16 protein-coding genes are annotated in these 19,856 nt (G+C 62.9%); 5 read left to right on the top strand and 11 right to left on the bottom strand.

Annotation, left to right across the window (positions count from 1 at the left end):
• The 3 genes from EGJ86_RS19640 to EGJ86_RS19650 all read right to left on the bottom strand — a co-directional run bounded on the left by EGJ86_RS19640 (position 1) and on the right by EGJ86_RS19650 (position 3,917).
• Positions 1-1,593: an argininosuccinate lyase gene (locus tag EGJ86_RS19640; RefSeq protein WP_125836310.1), complete on the bottom strand. Its 1,593-nt coding sequence runs from the start codon at positions 1,591-1,593 to the stop codon at positions 1-3.
• A gap of 59 nt (positions 1,594-1,652) precedes the next feature.
• A complete protein-coding gene (locus EGJ86_RS19645) occupies positions 1,653-2,894 on the bottom strand; it encodes an OprD family porin (RefSeq protein ID WP_125836311.1) in 1,242 nt (413 codons plus the stop codon).
• A gap of 135 nt (positions 2,895-3,029) precedes the next feature.
• Positions 3,030-3,917 carry a LysR family transcriptional regulator gene (locus EGJ86_RS19650; RefSeq protein WP_125836312.1) on the bottom strand — a complete coding sequence of 296 codons (888 nt, stop codon included), beginning with the start codon at positions 3,915-3,917 and terminating at the stop codon, positions 3,030-3,032.
• Between the two features lie 105 nt (positions 3,918-4,022).
• Here EGJ86_RS19650 and EGJ86_RS19655 point away from each other — a divergent pair, with 105 nt between their 5' ends.
• The 4 genes from EGJ86_RS19655 (at position 4,023) to EGJ86_RS19670 (ending at position 8,231) form a co-directional block, all read left to right on the top strand.
• Positions 4,023-4,721: a CoA transferase subunit A gene (locus tag EGJ86_RS19655; RefSeq protein WP_013714330.1), complete on the top strand. Its 699-nt coding sequence runs from the start codon at positions 4,023-4,025 to the stop codon at positions 4,719-4,721.
• Positions 4,722-4,733: 12 nt separating this feature from the next.
• Positions 4,734-5,390, top strand: coding sequence for a CoA transferase subunit B (locus EGJ86_RS19660; RefSeq protein WP_099522291.1), 657 nt, complete (start codon positions 4,734-4,736; stop codon positions 5,388-5,390).
• Positions 5,391-5,527: 137 nt separating this feature from the next.
• A complete protein-coding gene (locus EGJ86_RS19665) occupies positions 5,528-6,709 on the top strand; it encodes an acetyl-CoA C-acetyltransferase (RefSeq protein WP_125836313.1) in 1,182 nt (393 codons plus the stop codon).
• Positions 6,710-6,887: 178 nt separating this feature from the next.
• Entirely contained in the window at positions 6,888-8,231 is a 1,344-nt protein-coding gene (locus EGJ86_RS19670) for a short-chain fatty acid transporter (protein ID WP_125836314.1), read from the top strand.
• A 260-nt stretch (positions 8,232-8,491) separates the two neighbouring features.
• Here the strand turns inward: EGJ86_RS19670 and EGJ86_RS19675 are convergent, their stop codons facing one another.
• The 3 genes from EGJ86_RS19675 to EGJ86_RS19685 form a co-directional block, all read right to left on the bottom strand.
• Positions 8,492-11,050 carry a LuxR C-terminal-related transcriptional regulator gene (locus EGJ86_RS19675; RefSeq protein WP_125836315.1) on the bottom strand — a complete coding sequence of 853 codons (2,559 nt, stop codon included), beginning with the start codon at positions 11,048-11,050 and terminating at the stop codon, positions 8,492-8,494.
• Positions 11,051-11,218: 168 nt separating this feature from the next.
• Positions 11,219-12,586 (bottom strand): DUF1329 domain-containing protein, encoded by a 1,368-nt coding sequence (locus EGJ86_RS19680; RefSeq protein WP_256672480.1) that lies wholly within the window; start codon positions 12,584-12,586, stop codon positions 11,219-11,221.
• A gap of 27 nt (positions 12,587-12,613) precedes the next feature.
• Positions 12,614-14,407 (bottom strand): DUF1302 domain-containing protein, encoded by a 1,794-nt coding sequence (locus EGJ86_RS19685; protein WP_125836317.1) that lies wholly within the window; start codon positions 14,405-14,407, stop codon positions 12,614-12,616.
• Between the two features lie 397 nt (positions 14,408-14,804).
• On the opposite strand from EGJ86_RS19685, the gene EGJ86_RS19690 reads away from it, so the two are divergent.
• On the top strand, positions 14,805-15,575 hold the full coding sequence (locus EGJ86_RS19690) for an ABC transporter substrate-binding protein (protein WP_125836318.1): 771 nt from the start codon (positions 14,805-14,807) through the stop codon (positions 15,573-15,575).
• A 153-nt stretch (positions 15,576-15,728) separates the two neighbouring features.
• On the opposite strand, the gene EGJ86_RS19695 is transcribed toward EGJ86_RS19690, so the two are convergent.
• From EGJ86_RS19695 to EGJ86_RS19715, 5 genes are all read right to left on the bottom strand, one after another.
• On the bottom strand, positions 15,729-16,883 hold the full coding sequence (locus EGJ86_RS19695; protein ID WP_256672481.1) for a phosphatidylserine/phosphatidylglycerophosphate/cardiolipin synthase family protein: 1,155 nt from the start codon (positions 16,881-16,883) through the stop codon (positions 15,729-15,731).
• A gap of 2 nt (positions 16,884-16,885) precedes the next feature.
• Positions 16,886-17,458, bottom strand: a complete 573-nt coding sequence (locus tag EGJ86_RS19700) for a YceI family protein (protein ID WP_125836320.1) — start codon at positions 17,456-17,458, stop codon at positions 16,886-16,888.
• A gap of 80 nt (positions 17,459-17,538) precedes the next feature.
• Positions 17,539-17,859, bottom strand: coding sequence for an amidase (locus EGJ86_RS19705; RefSeq protein WP_125836321.1), 321 nt, complete (start codon positions 17,857-17,859; stop codon positions 17,539-17,541).
• The gene (locus EGJ86_RS19710) at positions 17,856-18,974 is read right to left on the bottom strand and encodes a serine hydrolase (RefSeq protein ID WP_125836322.1); all 1,119 of its coding nucleotides are present in this window, start codon (positions 18,972-18,974) and stop codon (positions 17,856-17,858) included. The genes EGJ86_RS19705 and EGJ86_RS19710 overlap by 4 nt, the downstream gene beginning before the upstream one ends.
• Positions 18,975-19,057: 83 nt before the next feature.
• A complete protein-coding gene (locus EGJ86_RS19715; protein WP_125836323.1) occupies positions 19,058-19,843 on the bottom strand; it encodes an MBL fold metallo-hydrolase in 786 nt (261 codons plus the stop codon).
• Positions 19,844-19,856 lie beyond the last annotated feature (13 nt).

Raw genomic sequence — 19,856 nt, forward strand, 5'->3', positions numbered from 1 at the left:
TCAGGGCCGTGCGAGACGATTAAAAGCCTTGTCCAGCACCTGCTCGGCCTCAGTCAGATGCTGGCGACGCTCACTCATCCAACCCATATCAGCAGACAGGTTTTTCCGCGCAGCAGCCAACATGCGTTTGACCTCCGCAGGCTGAGGACCACCCGTGCCCTTGCGAGTCTCTACCATGGTGCGAGGAGAGAGGGTCGCGCGGAACTCAGACTCGTTCAACGGCAACGTCTGATCCTGCCATTTGTACTTCTGCGCAGCCTTGGTATAGAGCCTCTGCGCATCGGCATAGGGGAAGTTTTTCGGCAGCAAACCGTCTTTCCGTGCCTCGCCGACGATCAGTGAAGCAAAGCTGTGACCAATGCGGAATGGCACCTTGTGCTCGCGCTCCAGGGTGTCGGCCAACTCCATCGAGGTTGTCCAGTCGTTATCCAGCTCCTCCATGGCACGCTCAGGATTGATTACCAGAGCATCGAGCACAGCATCCAGACGCTTGAACATCTGCGTAGCCGACTCGAACAGACCGAGCTCATCGAACGCTATCTTGTAATCGGTCATCCCGGTCGTGACATTGTGGGCACGGATCGTCGTGGCACCCGCCAAACCAACGACATCGGATGCCGACTCGCGGGTTCGCATCAGCAAACCGGGGTTACGTTTCTGCGGCATGGCGCTGCTGCTATAGGTAGAGCCCTCTTCAAGCAGCAACCAGGGACGCGTCTGATGGTACTGAGTGTGGATGTCGCCAATCAGCGCACCGACACGAATCGCCGACGAGGATGCAATACCGGCAGCCTCCAGAGGAATGTCGAACGTCGATACCTGACTGGAATCCAGTGAATTTTCGCGTACGCCATCGAAACCGAGCAAGGTGGCCAGGCGCTCGCGATTGAGCGGCCACCCCGAATTGGCCAGGACCGCCGTGCCCATCGGGCTGAGGTTGAGCCGCTGGTACAGCTCTTGAATACGCTGGGCATCTCGCTGGAATGCCGCCTCGAACGCCAGCAGATAGTGCGCGTAGCTGATCGGCATGGCCTGTACACCATTGGTATAGGCCGGGATCAGCGTATCGACATTATCACCAGCGATTTTCAGCAGGCGCTCACGCACGCCGTTGAGGCCATCACTGAAGTCCAACACCTGGGCACGCAGCACAGCCAGACGATAAGTCGCATACATGTCTTGCCGGCTGCGCCCGGAATGAATCAGCGAAGCTTCGGGCCCAATCTTGTCGATCATGATCTTCTCGACCTGCAAGACGTCACTCGGGCGCTTGCCATCGGGCTGCCCAGCCTGATCGACTACATGCTGCACGCCGCTGGCGATACGCTTGCCCTGTGGGGCACTAACGATACCTTCTTCGGTGAGCATGACGATGGAAGCCTTGTTGATGCGATTCATCCAGGCGAACTGACTTTCGTAAGCACCGCCCTTCAGGGCTCGCTTGTCAGTACTTGCACCAATCTTGGCAGCCTGTGCGGCACATTCGGCGGTACTGGTGCAAGGGACGTCGGCGGTGTTGGCGGCCTGGAGGCTGAACGGCAGAAACAGCGCGGTGATGATAGCCAGGTGCAGCAGGCTCTTGCGGTTTTTCATGTATGAATCCTCGCGAATGCACCGAGCCTTTGCGGGCCCGGTATAAGGTAGAAAAGGGATCAAAGTAGCGGCAGGGTGTAGCTGAAGATCAGGCGGTTTTGGTCTACATCATTGCCGCCATTGCTGCGGTATGTGCCGTTACGCCACTTGACGCCGAAGTTCTTCAGCGGACCGTTCTGAACCACGTAGCCAATGTCGGTGTTGCGCTCCCATTCCTTGCCCTCGCGGCCTCCTGCCCGTTGGAAGTTGTCGCCGCTGATATAGCGCGTCATGAACGTCAGGCCAGGCAGCCCCAACGCGGCGAAATCGTAGTCGTAGCGCACCTGCCAGGAGCGCTCCTCGGGGCTGGCAAAATCTGCCGAGATCATCACGTAGTTGACGAGGAAGGAGTTGGTTCCCTCGATATGCGGGAAACCGGTATCACCGCTCATTTTCTGATACGCGACAGCGAATGAATGGCTATTGAGGTTGTAAGTGAACTTGACACCTACAGCGGTGTTATCGACATTGCTGTTGCCGTCGCTGGTGGAGCGGGCATAACGGATATCACTGTCGAACGAATGCCCGTCCATGATAGGCAAACGATGTCGCAGATTGACGATGTGCTGTCTGTAGTTCTGATCCAGATGACCGTAGTTGTAGGCAGTTGTCAGGTTCTTCGACCATTTGTAACTGGCACCGCCGAAGTTGAATTCATCACTGGCCTGCCCGCCACGAATGCCTTTACCGGCGACCAGCATGTCCTCAGACGCACTGGTGTTGCGCAGACTGTTCTGCGTCAACTGACCGAAATCCAAGGTCAGGCTATCGATTTCTCGTGACTGCAACTGGGCACCACGAAAAGTTTGCGGCAGCAAACGAGAGTCACTGGGTAGCACGGTCGGCAACTTCGGAATCAGCGTGCCAACATGAAGCGTGCTCTTGGATACGCGAGCCTTGGCCGTAAACCCCAGCTGACTGTAGTCATCCGGTGCCTTCTCATCGCCACTCGGCAGCAGGCCGGTACCCTGGCGATCGGGACCGGAGTCCAACTTAAGACCAAGCAGCCCCAACGCATCAACACCGAAACCTATCGGCCCTTCGGTGAAGCCGGACTGATAGTTGAGCAGAAAGCCCTGCGCCCACTCGTCTCTCTTGGACTGACTGGCGCCATCCTGACGAAAGTCATGGTTCATGTAGAAGTTGCGTAGCTCGACCGTGGCCTTGCTGTCCTCAAAGAAGGCGGCGCTGGTGACGACGGGAAAGGCGAGGGAACTGCCCGCTACGACAAGAGCGGTCAGACGCGAGGTGGGTCGTATCATTTTTATGCCTCGATTCATTGTTGTTGTTAGCTACCAGGCAACTGGCATGAAGATGCTAAAGACAACCAGTCGAGATTAAAAATATATAAATAATCTCAGATTAATACTTAAAAAATATACTCACTCGTTAGTGGTTTATCCGGTTCTAGCCATCCCAAGCAGGGTCTCACTTAACGCCTGCGCCGCGCTGGACAGCTGATGCCTAGCCTGGTGCAGCAAGCCGATACGGCGCGATACCTTCGGCTCGCTGAGCGGCAGGCAGCGCGCGCCGAGTTCTTCCATCTGTTGCCGACACAGCTGCGGCACAGCGCTGACGCCGAGACCCTCGGCGACCATGCGCCCGACCGTGACCAACTGATGGCTCTCGAACGCCACCGGTAGCTTGCCGTGGCTGGCGGTAACGCTGTCCTCCAGCAGCAAACGCACCGCCGAGGGCCGCTGCAGGGTGATGAAGGGTTGTTCCAGCAGCTGTGCCCAGGTCAGCGCGGACTGTTCGGCCAACTCGCTGGCGACCGGCACTACGGCGACGAAACGGTCCTCATACAGGGGTGTGAACTGCAAGCCATCCAGTGTCGTTGGCTCGAAGGCGATGCCCAGTTCGACACGACCATCGCGCACCATTTCCATCACCTGTTCGTTGATCACGTCGTGCACCGCCACGTTGACCCGTGGGTAGGCATCGCGGAAGGAGCGCAGCGCCGCCGGTAAGCGGTTGCCGGCGAACGACGGCATGGCCGCCACCGCCACCTTGCCCATCTGCAGGGTGAAGTGCTGGTGCAATAGATCCTCGGCGTTGTCCCAGTCCGCCAGCAGGCGCACGGCAATCGGCAGCAGCGTCTCGCCCTCCGGCGTCAGCGCCACGCTTCGGGTGGTGCGCACCAGCAACTGGCCGCCGAGCGATTGCTCCAGATTCTTGATCGCCAGGCTCAGCGCCGGCTGCGACAGATGCAGGCGCTCGCAAGCCTGGGCGAAGCTCAGGCTCTGCGCCACAGCGAGAAAGGCGCGTAGCTGCTTGACGGTCATTGATTTATTTACCTGATCAATCAAGAGGAAAAACAAACTTAACAAATAAGCCTACAGCGCAGAAGCTTGGCCTCACTCCTGATAACAACAAAGAGGCAGCCTCGAATGAGCGGACTCGACAAACGCGTCGGCAGCTATGCAGAAGCCCTGGACGGCCTGCAGGACGGCATGACCGTGCTGGCCGGCGGTTTCGGCCTGTGTGGCATCCCCGAGAACCTGATCGCCGAGATCCGCCGTCGCGGCGTGCGCGATCTGACCGTGGTGTCCAACAACTGCGGCGTCGACGGCTTCGGCCTCGGCGTGCTGCTGGAAGACCGGCAGATTCGCAAGATGATCGCCTCCTACGTCGGCGAGAACGCCCTTTTCGAGCAGCAACTGCTCTCCGGCGAGCTGGAAGTCGAACTGACCCCGCAAGGCACCCTGGCCGAGAAGTTGCGCGCTGGCGGCGCCGGCATCCCCGCGTTCTTCACCGCCACCGGCTACGGCACCCCGGTCGCCGAAGGCAAGGAAGCGCGCGAGATCGATGGCCGTCATTACATCCTCGAACCGGCCATCACCGGCGACTTCGCCATCGTCAAAGGCTGGAAGGCCGACCACTTCGGTAACGTGGTCTACCGCCACACCGCGCAGAACTTCAACCCGGTGGTCGCCACCGCCGGGCGCATCACCGTGGTCGAGGTCGAAGAGATCGTCGAGCCCGGTGAACTCGACCCCACGCAGATTCACACCCCCGGCATCTACGTCGACCGGCTGATCTGCGGCAGCTTCGAGAAACGCATCGAAAAACGCACCCTGCGCGCCTGAGGAGAGACCAGCATGGCACTGACCCGTGAACAAATGGCCCAGCGCGTCGCCCGCGAATTGCAGGACGGCTTCTACGTCAACCTCGGCATCGGCATCCCCACCCTGGTGGCCAACTACGTGCCCGAGGGCATGCAGGTGATGCTGCAGTCGGAGAACGGCCTGCTCGGCATGGGCGCCTTCCCCACTGAGGACGAAGTGGACGCCGACATGATCAACGCCGGCAAGCAGACCGTCACCGCAATCAAGGGCGCGGCCATCTTCGACTCGTCGCAATCCTTCGCCATGATCCGTGGCGGCCATGTCGATCTGACCGTGCTCGGCGCCTTCGAGGTGGATGTGCACGGCAACATCGCGTCCTGGATGATCCCCGGCAAGCTGGTCAAAGGCATGGGCGGCGCCATGGACCTGGTGGCCGGCGCCGACAACATCATCGTCACCATGACCCACGCGTCCAAGGACGGCGAGTCCAAACTGCTCGAGCGTTGCAGCCTGCCACTGACCGGCAGCGGTTGCATTCGCAAGGTGCTGACCGACCTGGCCTACCTGGAGATCGAGAACAACGCCTTCGTCCTGCGCGAGCGTGCACCGGGCGTTAGCGTCGAGGAAATCGTCGCCAAGACCGCCGGTAAGCTGATCGTCCCCGAGCACGTGCCGGAAATGCAGTTCTAGGTTGTCTACCGCCCTGCAGAACGCCACCACGCCTGGCGTTTTGCGGGGTGTTTTTATTTGGTGTTATCTGCTGCACTCCCTGTAGGAGCGGATTCATCCGCGAAGCGTTCCGTCCTACCGCACCCAGAGGATTTCCCATGCAAGACGTCGTCATCGTCGCCGCCACCCGCACCGCCATCGGCAGCTTCCAGGGCAGCCTGGCCGATATTCCCGCGCCGGAACTCGGCGCCATCGTCATCAAGCGCCTGCTGGAGCAGACCGGCCTCGACGCTGCCCAGGTCGATGAAGTGATCCTCGGCCAGGTGCTCACTGCAGGCAGCGGCCAGAACCCCGCACGCCAGGCCGCCATCCGCGCCGGCCTGCCGCATGCCGTGCCGGCCATGACCCTGAACAAGGTCTGCGGCTCGGGCCTCAAGGCCCTGCACCTGGCCACCCAGGCCATTCGCTGCGGCGACGCCGACGTGATCATCGCCGGCGGCATGGAGAACATGAGCCTGGCGCCCTACGTGCTGCCCAAAGCCCGCACCGGTCTGCGCATGGGTCACGCACAGATGCTCGACAGCATGATCGTCGACGGCCTGTGGGATGCCTTCAACGACTACCACATGGGCATCACCGCCGAGAATCTGGTGGACAAGTACGGCGTCAGCCGTGAAGCCCAGGACGCCTTCGCTGCTGCATCGCAACAAAAGGCCGTGGCTGCCATCGAGGCCGGTCGCTTCGACGCTGAAATCACTCCAGTGCTGATTCCTCAGCGCAAGGGCGACCCAGTCGCCTTCGCCCGTGACGAACAACCACGCGCCGGTACCACCGCCGAATCCCTGGCCAAGCTCAAACCCGCATTCAAGAAGGACGGCAGCGTCACCGCCGGCAACGCCTCCAGCCTCAACGACGGTGCCGCTGCCGTGCTGCTGATGAGCGCAGCCAAAGCGCGGGCGCTGGGTCTGCCGGTACTGGCGAAGATCACTGGCTATGCCAATGCCGGTGTCGATCCGGCGATCATGGGCATCGCCCCGGTATCGGCTACCCGCCGTTGCCTGGACAAGGCCGGCTGGAGCCTGGCCGACCTGGATCTGATCGAAGCCAACGAGGCCTTCGCCGCTCAAGCGCTGTCCGTCGGCCAGGAGCTGGGTTGGGACGCTGACAAGGTCAACGTCAACGGCGGCGCCATCGCCCTCGGCCACCCCATCGGCGCCTCGGGCTGTCGTGTGCTGGTCAGCCTGTTGCACGAGATGATCCGTCGCGATGCCAAGAAAGGCCTGGCGACCCTGTGCATCGGTGGCGGTCAAGGCGTGGCGCTGGCCATCGAACGCGAATAAAGCGCGAAACCGTAGGTCGGGTGCACCCCGCTGCCAGAGAAATTGGCAGGCTACACCCGCCCTACGGATCAACATAACCACCAGCTCGGCCTCGGCCGGGCTTTGTAGTATCCAGGCGTATCCAACCTCGAATGCCTGGTTAAAGCCCTTACACAACCATAAGAAAGAGGCGTCATCCATGTTCAACACCCTCACTCGCATGAGCGTGAGCCTGGTACAGAAGTACCTGCCCTCACCCTTCGTGTTCTCTGCACTCCTGACCTTGGGAGTTCTACTGGCTGGTATCTTCTCCACCGGCCAATCGCTACCGGCCATGGTGCAGCACTGGAGCGGCGGCTTCTGGACACTGCTCGGTTTCGCCATGCAGATGTCACTGATCTTCGTCACCGGCCATGCACTGGCCAGCGCACCGATCATCAACCGCCAACTCGACCGCCTGGCCGGTATGGCCCGCACCCCCGGTCAGGCAATCATCATGGTCACCCTGGTGGCACTGGTCGGCTGCTGGGTGAACTGGGGTTTTGGCCTGGTGATCGGCGCGGTGTTCGCTCGCGCCCTGGCACGCAAGGTCGATGGCGTCGATTACCCGCTGCTGGTGGCGTCGGCCTACTCGGGCTTCCTGGTCTGGCACGGCGGCCTGGCCGGTTCGGTGCCGCTCTCCCTGGCCACCGGCGGCCCGGATCTGGCGCGCATCACTGCAGGCGTACTGACCGACCCGGTAAGCATCACCGAAACCCTGTTCAGCACCCTCAACCTGACCATCGTCGCGCTCCTGGTGATCGGCCTGCCGCTGCTCAACCGCGCCATGCACCCGCGTCAGGGTGCCAAGGTCGCCGACCCGGCCAAACTGGTGGAATCGCGTGCGGAACTGCCGTCCCGTGAAACCCCGGCGCAGCGCCTGGACGATAGCCGCATCCTCGGTCTGGCACTGGTGGCCATGGCCGGTATCTACCTGTTCAACCACTTCGCCAGCAAGGGCTTCGTGCTTGGCCTGGACGTGGTCATCGCCATCTTCCTGTTCAGCGGCCTGCTGATGCACGGCACACCGGAGCGCTACATGCGTGCGGTGGACGAGAGCGTGCGCGGCATCGGTGGCATCGTCCTGCTGTTCCCCTTCTATGCCGGGATCATGGGCATGATGATGGGCGCCAACGCCGACGGCATCTCCCTCGGCCGGCAGATCACCGAAGCGTTCATTTCCTGGTCATCGGCCGACACCTTCCCGCTGCTGGCCTTCCTCAGCGCCGGTGTGGTCAACGTGTTCGTCCCGTCCGGTGGCGGCCAGTGGGCCGTGCAAGGTCCGATCATGCTGCCAGCCGCGCAGGCTCTGGGCGTTTCGCCGACCGTTACCGCCATGGCCATTGCCTGGGGTGACGCCTGGACCAACATGATCCAGCCATTCTGGGCGCTGCCGCTGCTCGGCATCGTTGGCCTTGGCGCCCGCGACATCATGGGCTACTGCCTGATCATGCTGCTGTACTCGGGCGTGGTGATCTGCGGCGCGTTCTACTTCCTCGGCTGACCAGGCAGCTAGGCCTTGCAGGGTGGGCTGGGCGGCGATCCGCTTCGGCCCACGCTGACCAACCCAGGTGGGCTAAAGCCCACCCTACGAGCTGACCTGCACCACTATCAGGCAGCCAACCGGCCCTGGGGTGAGCTTCAATCTGTAGGGAGGGCCGGGCGGAGATCGCCTCTTGTAGGGTGGGCTTCAGCCCACCAGCAGCGGCCCACAGAGCTCGCCTCCTGACAGAGCGGGCACCGCCCCATGCGGCCATCGCCCGATCAATCCCCCATCAGCCCCTGCGCCTTGGCCATCGCCACGGCCTGGGTGCGTCTTTGCACACCGAGCTTGACGTTGATCCGCCGCGCATGGGTCTTGACCGTGTGCAGCGAGATGAACAGACGATCGGCGATTTCCTGATTGGAATAACCCTGCGCAATCAACTGCAGCACTGCCAGCTCACGCGAGCTGAGCAGCGCGGTACCGGCACTGGCAGGTTCGTCCAAACGCGGAGCCGGCTCGAACAGCCGCTGATGCAGGCTCTGCCCGGCCTCCCCCGGCAGCAGGCGTTCGAGCCATTGCGCCTGGCGCTGCTGCAACTCCTGCAAGGGTCGCAGCAGGCGCAGTTGCCGCGCCTCGCCGATGGCCTGCTGCAACAGGGCATCGGCCTGTTCCACCTGGCCCTGTACCAGCAGCGCTTCGGCCAGGCTGACCCGGCACTCACAGGCAAGGCTGCGATGTCCGGCGAGCTGGCTTTCGTCCAGCAACAGGCGCAGCGCATGCTCGGCAGCCGCCTGATGACCGAGCAGCAGGTCACTGATCGCCAGACAATGGCGCAGACGCGGCAGCAAGTCATAGAACTCGGACGGCGCCAGCTGCTGGCGCTGCTGCAAATGCTGCAGGGTCTGGGCGAACAACTCGCGCGCGCGCCCGGTTTGTCCCTGACGCAGCAGCAGACGCCCCGCCTGCAGCCGCAAAACCGAGCGGTAACGCACTTCCGGCACATGCGACCACTGCATGGCCCGCTCGGCTTTCTGCAACCACTGATGCGCTTCTTCAAGATCACCACGGCTCTCGGCCAGCTCCAGCAATCCCAGGTAGCCGGAAATGATGTAGGCATCCTCGCAATGTTCGGCTTCCTGCAGCCCCTGGCGATACGCCTGCTGCGCCGCCTCGTCCAGGCCCTGGCGCGCCAGCAGGCTGGCCCGCACCAGCAGCAGACGGGCAACCACCGGGCTATGGCTGAAGCCTTCACGCAGCAGTGCCAGCGACTGCTCGGCCAGTTCGGCCGCACGCCCGGCCTCACCGCGCATTTTCAGCAGCAGGCAGTGATCGGTATTGATCAGGGCTTCGAAAATCAAACTGCCATGCAGTCGCGCCAGGCGCAGCCCCTGATCCAGCGCCTGCTTGGCCTGATCCAGGGCGTGCTCGGCCATATGCTGCTGGGCCAGCGCCTGATAACAGAGCACGCGCTGCGACCAACTGCCCTCGTCCAGCATCTGCAGCGCTTCCTGGCAGTGCAAGCGGGCATCGCGCCGTCCGCACTGACGCGCCAGCACGCCCGTCAGTGCCTGCCAATGGGCGATCAACTTGCGCTGGCGCCGAGCATCGGGTTGCGGCATGAAATGCGCCAGCCCCTTGATGCAGGCACTGGCCTCGTCGAATCGGGCGCAGATGATCAGCGCCCAGGCCTGCAGCACGATCAGACGCGGCGAGCTGGCGAACAACCAGTCCGGCAGTTCCTCGCGCCATTGCAGCAGTTGCGCTACCGAATGACCCTGCAGCAACTGCTCCTGATCGAAGCGCTGCAGATAGTTGACCGCGACCTCGACCTGACCCGCCTGCAAGGCATGCTCGACCGCCTCACGGATGTCGCCATGCTGAGCGAACCACTGGCAGGCCCGCACATGGATCGGAGCCGGCGCCGGTGCCCCCGGCAAGCGCCGCAGTACTTCGGCCAGCGGTCGCCACATCCGGAACCAGGTGCCGCTGCTGTCGAGACTGCGCACGAACAGCTGACGCCGCTGCAGCTCACTCAACAGCTCGGTAGCACGCCCCTCCAGCAGGTGCTCACAGAGCGACAGGGAGAAACGTGGTAGCAAGGCCAGTGCATGCAGATCGCTGCGCAGCTCTTCGTCCAGATCGGCTAGTACCTCACGCTGCACGTAATCGCGCAGCACCGGACAGCCATCCTGCAAACGCTGGCGCAGCGCGTCCTCGTCGGCATCGAGTAGCAGCAGACGAATCGCCGCCAGCCAGCCCTCGCTGTGTGCGAGCAACGTCTGCCGAAGATCATCGACCAGCTCGATCTGCAGCGCGGCGAGAAGCTCGCTCAGCGCCGATTCATCCAGCGCCAACTCTTCGCCCTTGAGCTCCAGCAGATCGCCCTGGAGCAGCAGGCGTGGCAGGTTCCAGGCTGGCGTTCGGCGGCTGGCGACCCACCAGGTGACCTGAGCCGGCGCCGCGGCGAACAAGCGGTCGAGGCAGGCGTCGAGCGCCTCGTCGGCCTGTCGCGGGTAGTCATCGATAAAGACCCACAAGCGCCCCGCACGCTCGTGCAACCGCTCGATCAGCCCTACTTCGTTGGCATCATCGTTCGGCAGTTGCAAGACAACCGCCAGTCGCTTGCATAACTGCGCTGGCGTCAGGCTGCGCCCCGCCAGATCGAGCAGCACGCTCTTGCCGGTTCCGGCAGGCGCGCACAGCAGACGCAGACGCGACTCGCTGGCGAGCAGACGCTGCAGCAGGACGGGACGGGAAACGACGCACGGTGGCAGCCGTGGTAGATCGGCAGGTTGTACCTGCAGCGCACTCGGACGGGCGATGGCGAGGGTCGGCATGGCAGCGGTTCTCTCTGCTTGTCATTGTTGAACCACCCGGCGATGGTACCCCGCTCACCACTCACGACCACCCCTTGACGCTTATGGCGTGAGATTCACGTGAGAGAAGCAGGCAGAAAAAAGCCGGTGGCACGCGGGCGCCACCGGCTTGTTCAGACTGCTACCGGGTCAGCGAACGCCGGCGTTACGCAGCGCGGCCGGGGTGAAGTCCTTGGCCGAAGCCTGGGTGCCGTACTGCACCGCGGTACGCTCCTCGTTGGCCATGCCGATGGCGATGTAGCGGCCAGCGATTACGTCGTAGAGGGCTTCCAGCGCGTACACCGGCACCTGCTTGTCGTACTGCTGGAACAACAGCGCCTCACCCACACGCCAGAGCTGACCACGGCCGTCGTAATGCTCGGACAGAGCGATCTGCCAGGAGTCCTCGTCGACGAAGAAGCGCCGCTTGGCGTAGATGTTGCGCTCACCGCTCTTCAGCGTGGCTTCCACCTCCCAGACCCGGTGCAGCTCGTAGCGCGCCAGATCCTGATTGATATGGCCTGCCTTGAGGATGTCGCTGTACTTCACCTGCGGCGAGGCCAGACGGAAGTTGTTGTAGGGAATAAACGCCTCACGCTTGCCCACCAGCTTCCAGTCGTAACGATCCGGCGCACCGCTGAACATGTCGAAGTTGTCGGTGGTGCGCAGGCCGTCGGCGGCAGTACCAGGACCGTCGTACGCCACCTGCGGCGCACGGCGCACACGGCGCTGACCGGCGTTGTAGATCCACGCCATGCGCGGTTCGCGCACCTGGTCGAGCGAGTCGTGCACCAGCAGCACGTTGCCGGCCAGACGCGACGGTGCCGTGACCCGCTGCTTGAACAGCAGCAGGGTGTTCTCCGCCTTCGCCGGGTCGATATCCGGAACGTTGTCGGGGAAGGCGACCTCGTCCTCGAAGTTCACCAGGGTGTAGGCGCCATTGGTCTGCGGCGACGCCTGGACGATGCTGCGCTTGAGGTTGCCACCGCGATAACGGGTGATGTGGTTCCACACCACCTCCAGGCCGTTCTGCGGGATCGGGAAGGCGTAGTAGCGGCTGTCATTGAAATTGGTCAGGCCGTTGCCCCCCTCCACCAGCCCGGTATTCAGCGCGCTGCGTCTGGCAGCCTCGTAGATCCGCTCCGGCACAGCCGAGCTGCGATGGGTCGGGTAGACCGGCATGCGGTAGCTTTCCGGATAGCGCTTGAACATCGCCAACTGGCCGGGTGTGAGCTGGTCGCGGTACTGATCCAGGTTTTGCGCGGTGATGGTGAACAGCGGCTGCTCGCCGGCATAGGGGTCACTCAGAAAGCCGCGGGCGTCGACCTGCCCGGCATCAATGGCCAGGCCGCCGGTCCAGGCCGGAATGGTGCCAGCATTGTTACCGGCCATCTCCGCACCCAGCGGGGTCAGGCTGTTACCGAGCTTGGCTGCTTCCTGCTCGCTGACCGCCGCCAGCACGCTACCGGCCAGCAGGCTCAGGGACAGCGCGCCGAGCATCTTCAGGGTTGTATTCATCTGCATTCCTCAACTGATCCTGATGGCCTAGAAGCTCACGCCGAAGCTGAGCGCCAGGAAGTCGCGGTCGACCGCGGTGTTGTACTTGCCGCCGAAGAAGTCGGTGTACGACAGGCTGGCGCTGTAGGTGTTGCGGTAGTCGGCGTCGATGCCGAAGCTCACGGCCTTGGCGCCCTCGTTGAACAGGCCGTTGGGGCCGTAGCCGTCGACGTCGTGCGACCAGGAAATGTTCGGTTTGAGGTTCACGCCGGCGAACACGTTGCTGTACTCCCAGATGCCGCGCACGCGGTAGCCCCAGGAGGTGCTGGTGACGAAGCCATGGGTATCGCCGCGGAAGCCGTAGGCACCGAACAGCGAATCACGGCCGTAGCGCAGGTCTTCGCGACTTTCCAGGCCGCCGACATGGGCCATGCCGATCTCGCCCACCAGGGTGAAGCGCCCGGCGCCCATGACCTGATCGAAGAAATGGGTGAAGGTGGTTTGCACCTGGGTCACTTCCTTGCGCCGGTAGCCGACGTTGTCCTGACCCGGGCCTGCGGTGACCGGCGAGGTACCCGGCGCGATAGGGTTGAGCAAGCTCAGGGTCATGTCGGTGGTATTGATCTGCAGCGGCAAGTTTGGCCGGTAGCTGATCTCGCCGCTCCACGCGGTGCCGGTAGGCAGCGTGGTGGAGAAGCTCGCGCCGTAGAGACGGATGTCCTCGGGGTAGTCGAGGAAGTAACGACCGTTACCAAGCATCACGCTCTGCGCCAGACCAGCGCCACTGCCCGGCACGATCCCGTTGGCGGTGCCGATGATCCCCGGCAGCGCATTCAGAGTCGCCTGCCCGGCGTTCTGCGTGCTGACGATGGGCGTACGGCTGTGGTAGTTCATGAAGTACAGGCCGTACTCGGTCTCGTCGCCCAGCCAACGCAGGGCTAGGCCCCACTGACCGCTGTCACGCGCATCCCGATCACCAGCTCGCGGCAGGATCACCCCTTCGCTGTCGACCCGGAAACCCTGACCGAACGCTGCAGCCACCGGCTGCAGCGGCGCGATGGCCGGCGAGCCGATGTGATAGCCGCTGTCGCAGCCGTCTGCGGCCACATCGGCGGTGGAGAAGAAGGTGCCGCAGTTGTCGATGATGGTCTGGTCCCACTCCAGCTGGTAGAAGGCCTCCATGCTCAGGCGGTCGGTCAGGCTCTGCGACAGGTAGAGCATGTTCACCGGAATCAGGCCTTCCTTGATTTCCGCGCCGGGACGGCGGAAGGCGGCGACATCGATGGGGTTGATCGAGTTGATGCTGTTGCCGATGAAGGTGCTCTCGCCCCAGCTCACCACCTGCTTGCCGGCCCGTACCGTGCCGGGCAGATCACCGATGGCGTAGTTGTGGTAGACGAAGGCATCGAGAATTTCCGCCCCCGAGGACTTGGCGCCCTCCTTGCGGTTGTGGTCGTCGATGTCCTTGAAGCGGCGGCTCTCATCCTTCAGCTCGAAGTCGTACCAGTACTTGCCGCGCACGAAGACGCCGGTATCGCGGTACTTCAGTTCGAGGTCATGGATGCCCTTGAAGATCTTCGAGAAGGTCTCGCCCTTCTTGAAATTCAAGCGGCCGTCATCGCCAGTCTGCGCCTGACCCTGGCCACCGTTGTTAGGGCCGATCAGATCGCGATCCGGACTGCGCATCGACCAACTGGCACCGACCGACAGCGAGCTGTCGAACTGCCCTTCGATCTCACCGATATTGAAATTGACGGCCTGCGCCGGGGCGGCGAAACCGACGGCGACGGCCAAAGCCAAGGTGTGCGGCTGGAATAGTCCGGGCCCTGTTGTTCTTGTCATGCGGGTCTCCTGAAGTGGGGTGCAACTGCAGGAAACCCTACGCAGCGACCACACCTCGGATAAGCGCACCAAGGAGGGATTTCACCTGTCGCCCGAAAGGATGAATGACGCCCTGACACGGGCGCGTACGGGCCGACCTCGATTGGGTGAATGACGCCTTATCAGGCACAAGATGGGCTGGGCCCTGTGAACAACCCAACAGGTTTTAGCGTAAGGTCGGGACGCAAGGACCTATTCGCCGTGGGCACACATATTGCCTAACGTTTGCTGTCAGGCATGAACCGTTTCCTGCATACCGCCAACACGAGTCAACGTGCCGCTTTTGCAGGCGTAATAAAAAGAGCTGGTCAAAAACAACTTCACGATGACGCATGAGTACACCACTCAGGAGTTCGCCATGAAAAAAACCTTCCTCCTACTCTTTTCCGCAGTGCTGATGCTTACCGCCCTGGGTGCCAAGGCAGAGTTGCCGGACTACTACAGAGTTGTACTGCTCACAGAGAACTTCCCTCCATTCAACATGGCCACTGACGGTAAGAATTTCGCGCGCGATGAAAATGTCGAAGGTATGAACACCGATATCATTCGCGAAATGTTCAAGCGTGCGAAAATTCAGTACAACCTCAGCCTGCGTTTCCCGTGGGACCGGATTTACAAACTGACGCTGGAAAAACCCAACTACGCCATCTTCTCAACCACTCGTTCTACCGCACGTGACCCGCTGTTCAAATGGGTCGGGCCGCTCTCCTCGACCGAGCGTGTTCTGGTCGCAGCCCCCGGAAAAACGTTCGACATCAAGACGCTGGAAGAAGCCAAGCAATACAAGATTGGGGCATACAAGGCCTCTTCTACCGGGCAATTTTTGGAGAACAACAGCATCCCCTTCGAGTCGTCGCTACGCGACCAAATAAACGCTGGCAAACTCATCGATGACAAGATAGACCTGTGGGCGACCAATGACCCCGTGTTCCGCTACTTCGCAGCGCAAGAGGGAGTAACAGGCCTACACGTCGTGTTTGTCGCAGAAACGGGAACCTCGCAGTACCTCGCCTTCAATCTGGAAACGCCTGACGAGGTCATTCAGCGTCTGCAAACATCGCTGGACGCAATGCGTCAGGACGGCACCATCGAACGCCTTCGCAGCCCTTACCTGGGCACCTCCAATTGATCGACAACGACCAGTAGCTCTGCAGGAAGTGGTCGAGCGAACGTCAGGTGATACCGATGGCGCCTTCAGCCAAACGGTTCGGAGCGGACAGGGTGCACGGCCTAAAGCGATAAAAAATTGCTTTAGGCCGTCATAGCGCTCCCTGCAATGGCTTCACTTCCAACGATCCATCAGATTCACCGCCAGCCGGTCCAGCCAGCCCCACAACCGCTGTTGCGCACGACGCCACCAGGGGCGCTGACGCCAGTCGTCGAGGGTGATTTCGCGGCTGACGCCAAAGTCCTCGATGAAGCTGGCCGTCACGGCCTGGGTAAAGTCCGGGTCGAGCGCCTCGACGTTGGCGTCGAGGTTGAAGCGCAGGTTCCAGTGGTCGAAGTTGCACGAACCGACGCTAACCCAGTCGTCCACCAGTACCATCTTCAGGTGCAGGAAACGCGGCTGGTATTCGAAGATACGCACCCCAGCCCTGAGCAACTTGGGATAGTAGCGCTGGCCAGCAAAACGCACTGGAGGATGGTCAGTGTGGCGCCCGGCCAGCAACAGGCGCACTTCGACGCCACGGGCCGCGGCGCGGCGCAGGGCACGGCGGAGTTTCCAGGTCGGCAGGAAGTACGGCGTGGCCAGCCAGACCCGCTGCTTGGCCCCGCGCAAGGCACGTAGCAGCGACAGCAGGATGGCGCGGTGCTGCGCCGCGTCGGCATAGGCCACACGCCCCAGGCCAATCCCTGCTGGCGGGCATTCGGGCAGGCTCAGCGCGGCCGGCTGATGACTGGGGCGCCAGGAAAAGCGCGCCAGCCAGAGTTGCTCGAACAACTGCTGCCAGTCGCCCACCAGCGGCCCTTCCATTTCCACCATGACTTCGTGCCAGGGGCTGCGGGGCTCGTCTGGCAGCCAGAACTCGTCGGTGGAGCCGGTGCCGCCGACGTAAGCCAGGCATTGGTCCACCAGCAGCAGCTTGCGGTGGTCGCGGTGAAAGTTGCGGATGCCACGCCGCCAGCGCACCGGGTTGTACCAGCGCAGCTGCACGCCCGCGGCCGTCATCCGCTCACGCAGCGCAGCACCCAGCCCCGCCGCACCATAGGCATCGAACAGGCCGCGCACCGCCACGCCACGCTCGGCCGCCCGGCACAGGGCATCGACCAGGCGCTCACTGCAGCGGCCATCCTCGATCAGATAAAGCTCGATTTCCACCTGCTGCTGCGCGCCCTCGATGGCCGCCAGCATGCGTGGGAAGAACGCCGGCCCGTCCAGCAGCAATTCGAAGCGATTGCCGCCCCGCCAGGGAAAGATGCGGCCGCGCTTATGCACGCTCAACGCGCCGTGAATATCAGCACGGCGCCCACCGGCACCGAGAGGCTGATGGCCGGCAGTTCGGCGACCTTGCGCAGCGCCTCGACGCCACTGGCCAGGGCGAAGTCTTCGGCGTGCAACACCAGCGGAGCCAAGGTCACCACCTGAAAGCGGCGATCATCCAGGCGAGTCACCAGCAGCTCGCTGTTCAGCTCGCGGCTGTGCTCGTTGAGGGTCAATTGCAGAGGCAGACGCAGTTCCAGCTGCGCGCCGGGCGCCAGGTCGGTGAGTTGTGGCAGGTTGACCTGAGCGCTGATGCGCGCCTCGGGCAGACGCGAGGTATCGAACAGCATGGCCCGCAGGCGCTCATCGCGCAGCGCGATACCGGTGCTTACAGAATCCAGATCCACCCGCAGGCGCGCACGCCCATCGGCGGCGATCTGCCCGTGCAGGGTAAGGAAGCGATGCACCTCCGACTGACTGCCAGAGTGAGTGGAAATGAACGACAGCCGCGAGGACTCGTTATCCAGGTACCAGTCGGCATGGACGGGCAAGGCGGCAGCAAGCAGCAGGGCGAAAAGCGAACGGCGCATGGGGACTCGGAAAACGGCATGACCAGGCGGCAACGATAGTCGCCAGCGCAGGCCTTGCAAAGCCCAACGCTGGCCCAGTTCTACTCGTTCGGCAGCAACTGACAGCCCTGCCGCTCACCCAGCCAGGCGGCGCTGTGGGTGCGGCCGAGGCCACTGGCGGTCACACGTTTGGCGCTTTCGTCATCGAGCAGACTGCTGATCGGCACGTACAGCGCGACATAGCCTTCACAGTAGGCCGCCGGGTTACCGCTGACATAACGGCAGGAGCAGTATTCCTTGGCCGTGTAGGCGCCGATGATGTCCGGAAACGCTTGCAGGTAAACGCGGTTCGGCCAGGCCCAGGCCAGCAGTAGGACCAGCAGCAGCGCCAGCACACTGAGAATCGGGTGACGACGGATCATGGCTGCACCTCCGCGGCGAAGGCCGCCTGCACGCGCTTGAGCAGCTCGTTGTGCTGGAAGCCGCCGTCGCGGTCATCGGCGTAACGCACCACCACCAGGTTCTCCTGCGGCATCACGTACAGGCCTTGGCCCCAATGTCCGAGCGCGGCGATGGTATCGGACGGCGCATCCGGCCAGGGCCGCGTGCTACCCGGCAGTTCAGCGTTGAGCCACCAGTGCCCGCCCGGCACCGCGTCGCCAGGCGCGAAGCCCTGTGGCTGATAGCCGGCGAAGGGCGTGGCGACAAAATCGACCCAGGCTGCCGGCAGCAACTGGCGCTCACCCCAACGGCCACCGCGCTGCATCAGCAGGCCGACACGGGCCAGGTCACGCGCGGTCATGTAAGCGTAGGACGAGGAGATGAAGGTGCCGCTGGCATCGCGCTCCCAGGTCGCGCTGCTGATACCCAGCGGCTCGAACAATGCCGTCCAGGGATAGTCGGCGTAAGCCTGCTCGCCGACCATGCCGCGCAACGCGGCAGCCAGCAGGTTGCTGTCGCCGCTGGAATAACGAAAGCGCGTTCCCGGCGCGGCATCGGCCTCATGTGCGGCGGTGAACGCAGCCATGTCGTCGCGACCACGGGTATAGAGCATGGCCACCACCGAGGATTTCAGCGGCGCGTACTCGTAGTCCTCATGCCAGGCCAGGCCCGAGGCCCAGTTGAGCAGGTGACCGATCTTGATCTGCGGGTGGTCCGCCATCGGCGGGTAGTACTGCGCCACCGGTGCATCGAGCTTGAAGCGCCCCTCGCCATAGGCCACACCGAGGGTGGTGGCGAGCAGGCTCTTGGCCATCGACCAGGAGAGGTGCGGCGTCTGCGCGGTGGTCGGCTCGGCGTAGCGTTCGTAGACGATCTGCCCATCGCGGATCACCAGTAGCGCATCGGTACGCACGCCCTTGCGTTCGACATCGTCGCGCGGGGCAAAGGCATAGGCCTCGAGCTCGGCGATGGCGGCGGACGGTGGTGCGGGTTGGCTCTGCCAGTCGGGTTGCGGCCAGCTTTCCGCCGCGGCGGTGCTGGCAGCCAGGCTGAAACCGAGCGCCAGGCTCAGTCGACGAAGCAAGGAAGTGGGCATGGGCGGCCTCGATCAGAAATCGTGGCGCACCCTAGCACGGCGATGATGAAGGCTTGAAGCGACGAAAACGCCATCTCAGACCTTCATTTGGGCAGTTGGTAATCCTCAGGCCCCATCAGGTCGAGACCGCATTCGAGGTTCTCGATCCAGTAAAGAAAAGCGCTGATCATTTCCGGGCCGACGAAGGGCCGGCCATGTTGCGGCACGATCATCGCCACGTCCATCTGCCGCACCATCGCCGCCCACAGGCGGCAGGCCTTGTTACCAGCCATGTAACGCCGGTGGAACCCTTCCATGTTCGGCACATGGTTGACGAAGTCGCGCACCGGCGTGGCGTCATCCACCAGCGAAGCGCCCATGTCGCCGGAGAAGAGGATCTTGCTCACCGGGTCATAGACCTGGAAGTTGCCCACCGAGTGCAGGAAGTGCGCTGGCACGGCTTTGAGCGAGCACTTGCCCAGCGGGATGCTCTGGCCACGATCCGGCAGCGCGATGATGCGGTCGAAGGTATTGATGCCGCGGCTCAGCACCAGGTAGTTGGCGGTCAGGTGCGGTAGAAAGCGCGCCCACAGCTTGGAGCAGATCACCCGCGCACGGGTGTGCAGCAGCCACTTGTCGAGCGAGGCGATGATGTCCGGGTCCTGGTGCGAGGCGAAGATGTAGGTCAGGTCCTGCACCGGAATGTGCTTGGACAGCTCCAGCGACAGCGGCGTGTAGGTCAGGTCGCCACCTGGATCGAGCAGCAGGTACTGCTCGTTGTCGGTGATCAGGAACTGGTTGGACTGCACGCCTTCGCCGCTGACCAGGTCATCGAACATCAGGCATTGGTGGCTGCCGTTATCGAACAGCACGATGGGCTCGCGGCGCATGGAAACCTCGTAG

The sequence above is a fragment of the Pseudomonas sp. o96-267 genome, from assembly GCF_003935465.1.
GTDB classification, from domain to species: Bacteria; Pseudomonadota; Gammaproteobacteria; order Pseudomonadales; family Pseudomonadaceae; genus Aquipseudomonas; species Aquipseudomonas sediminis.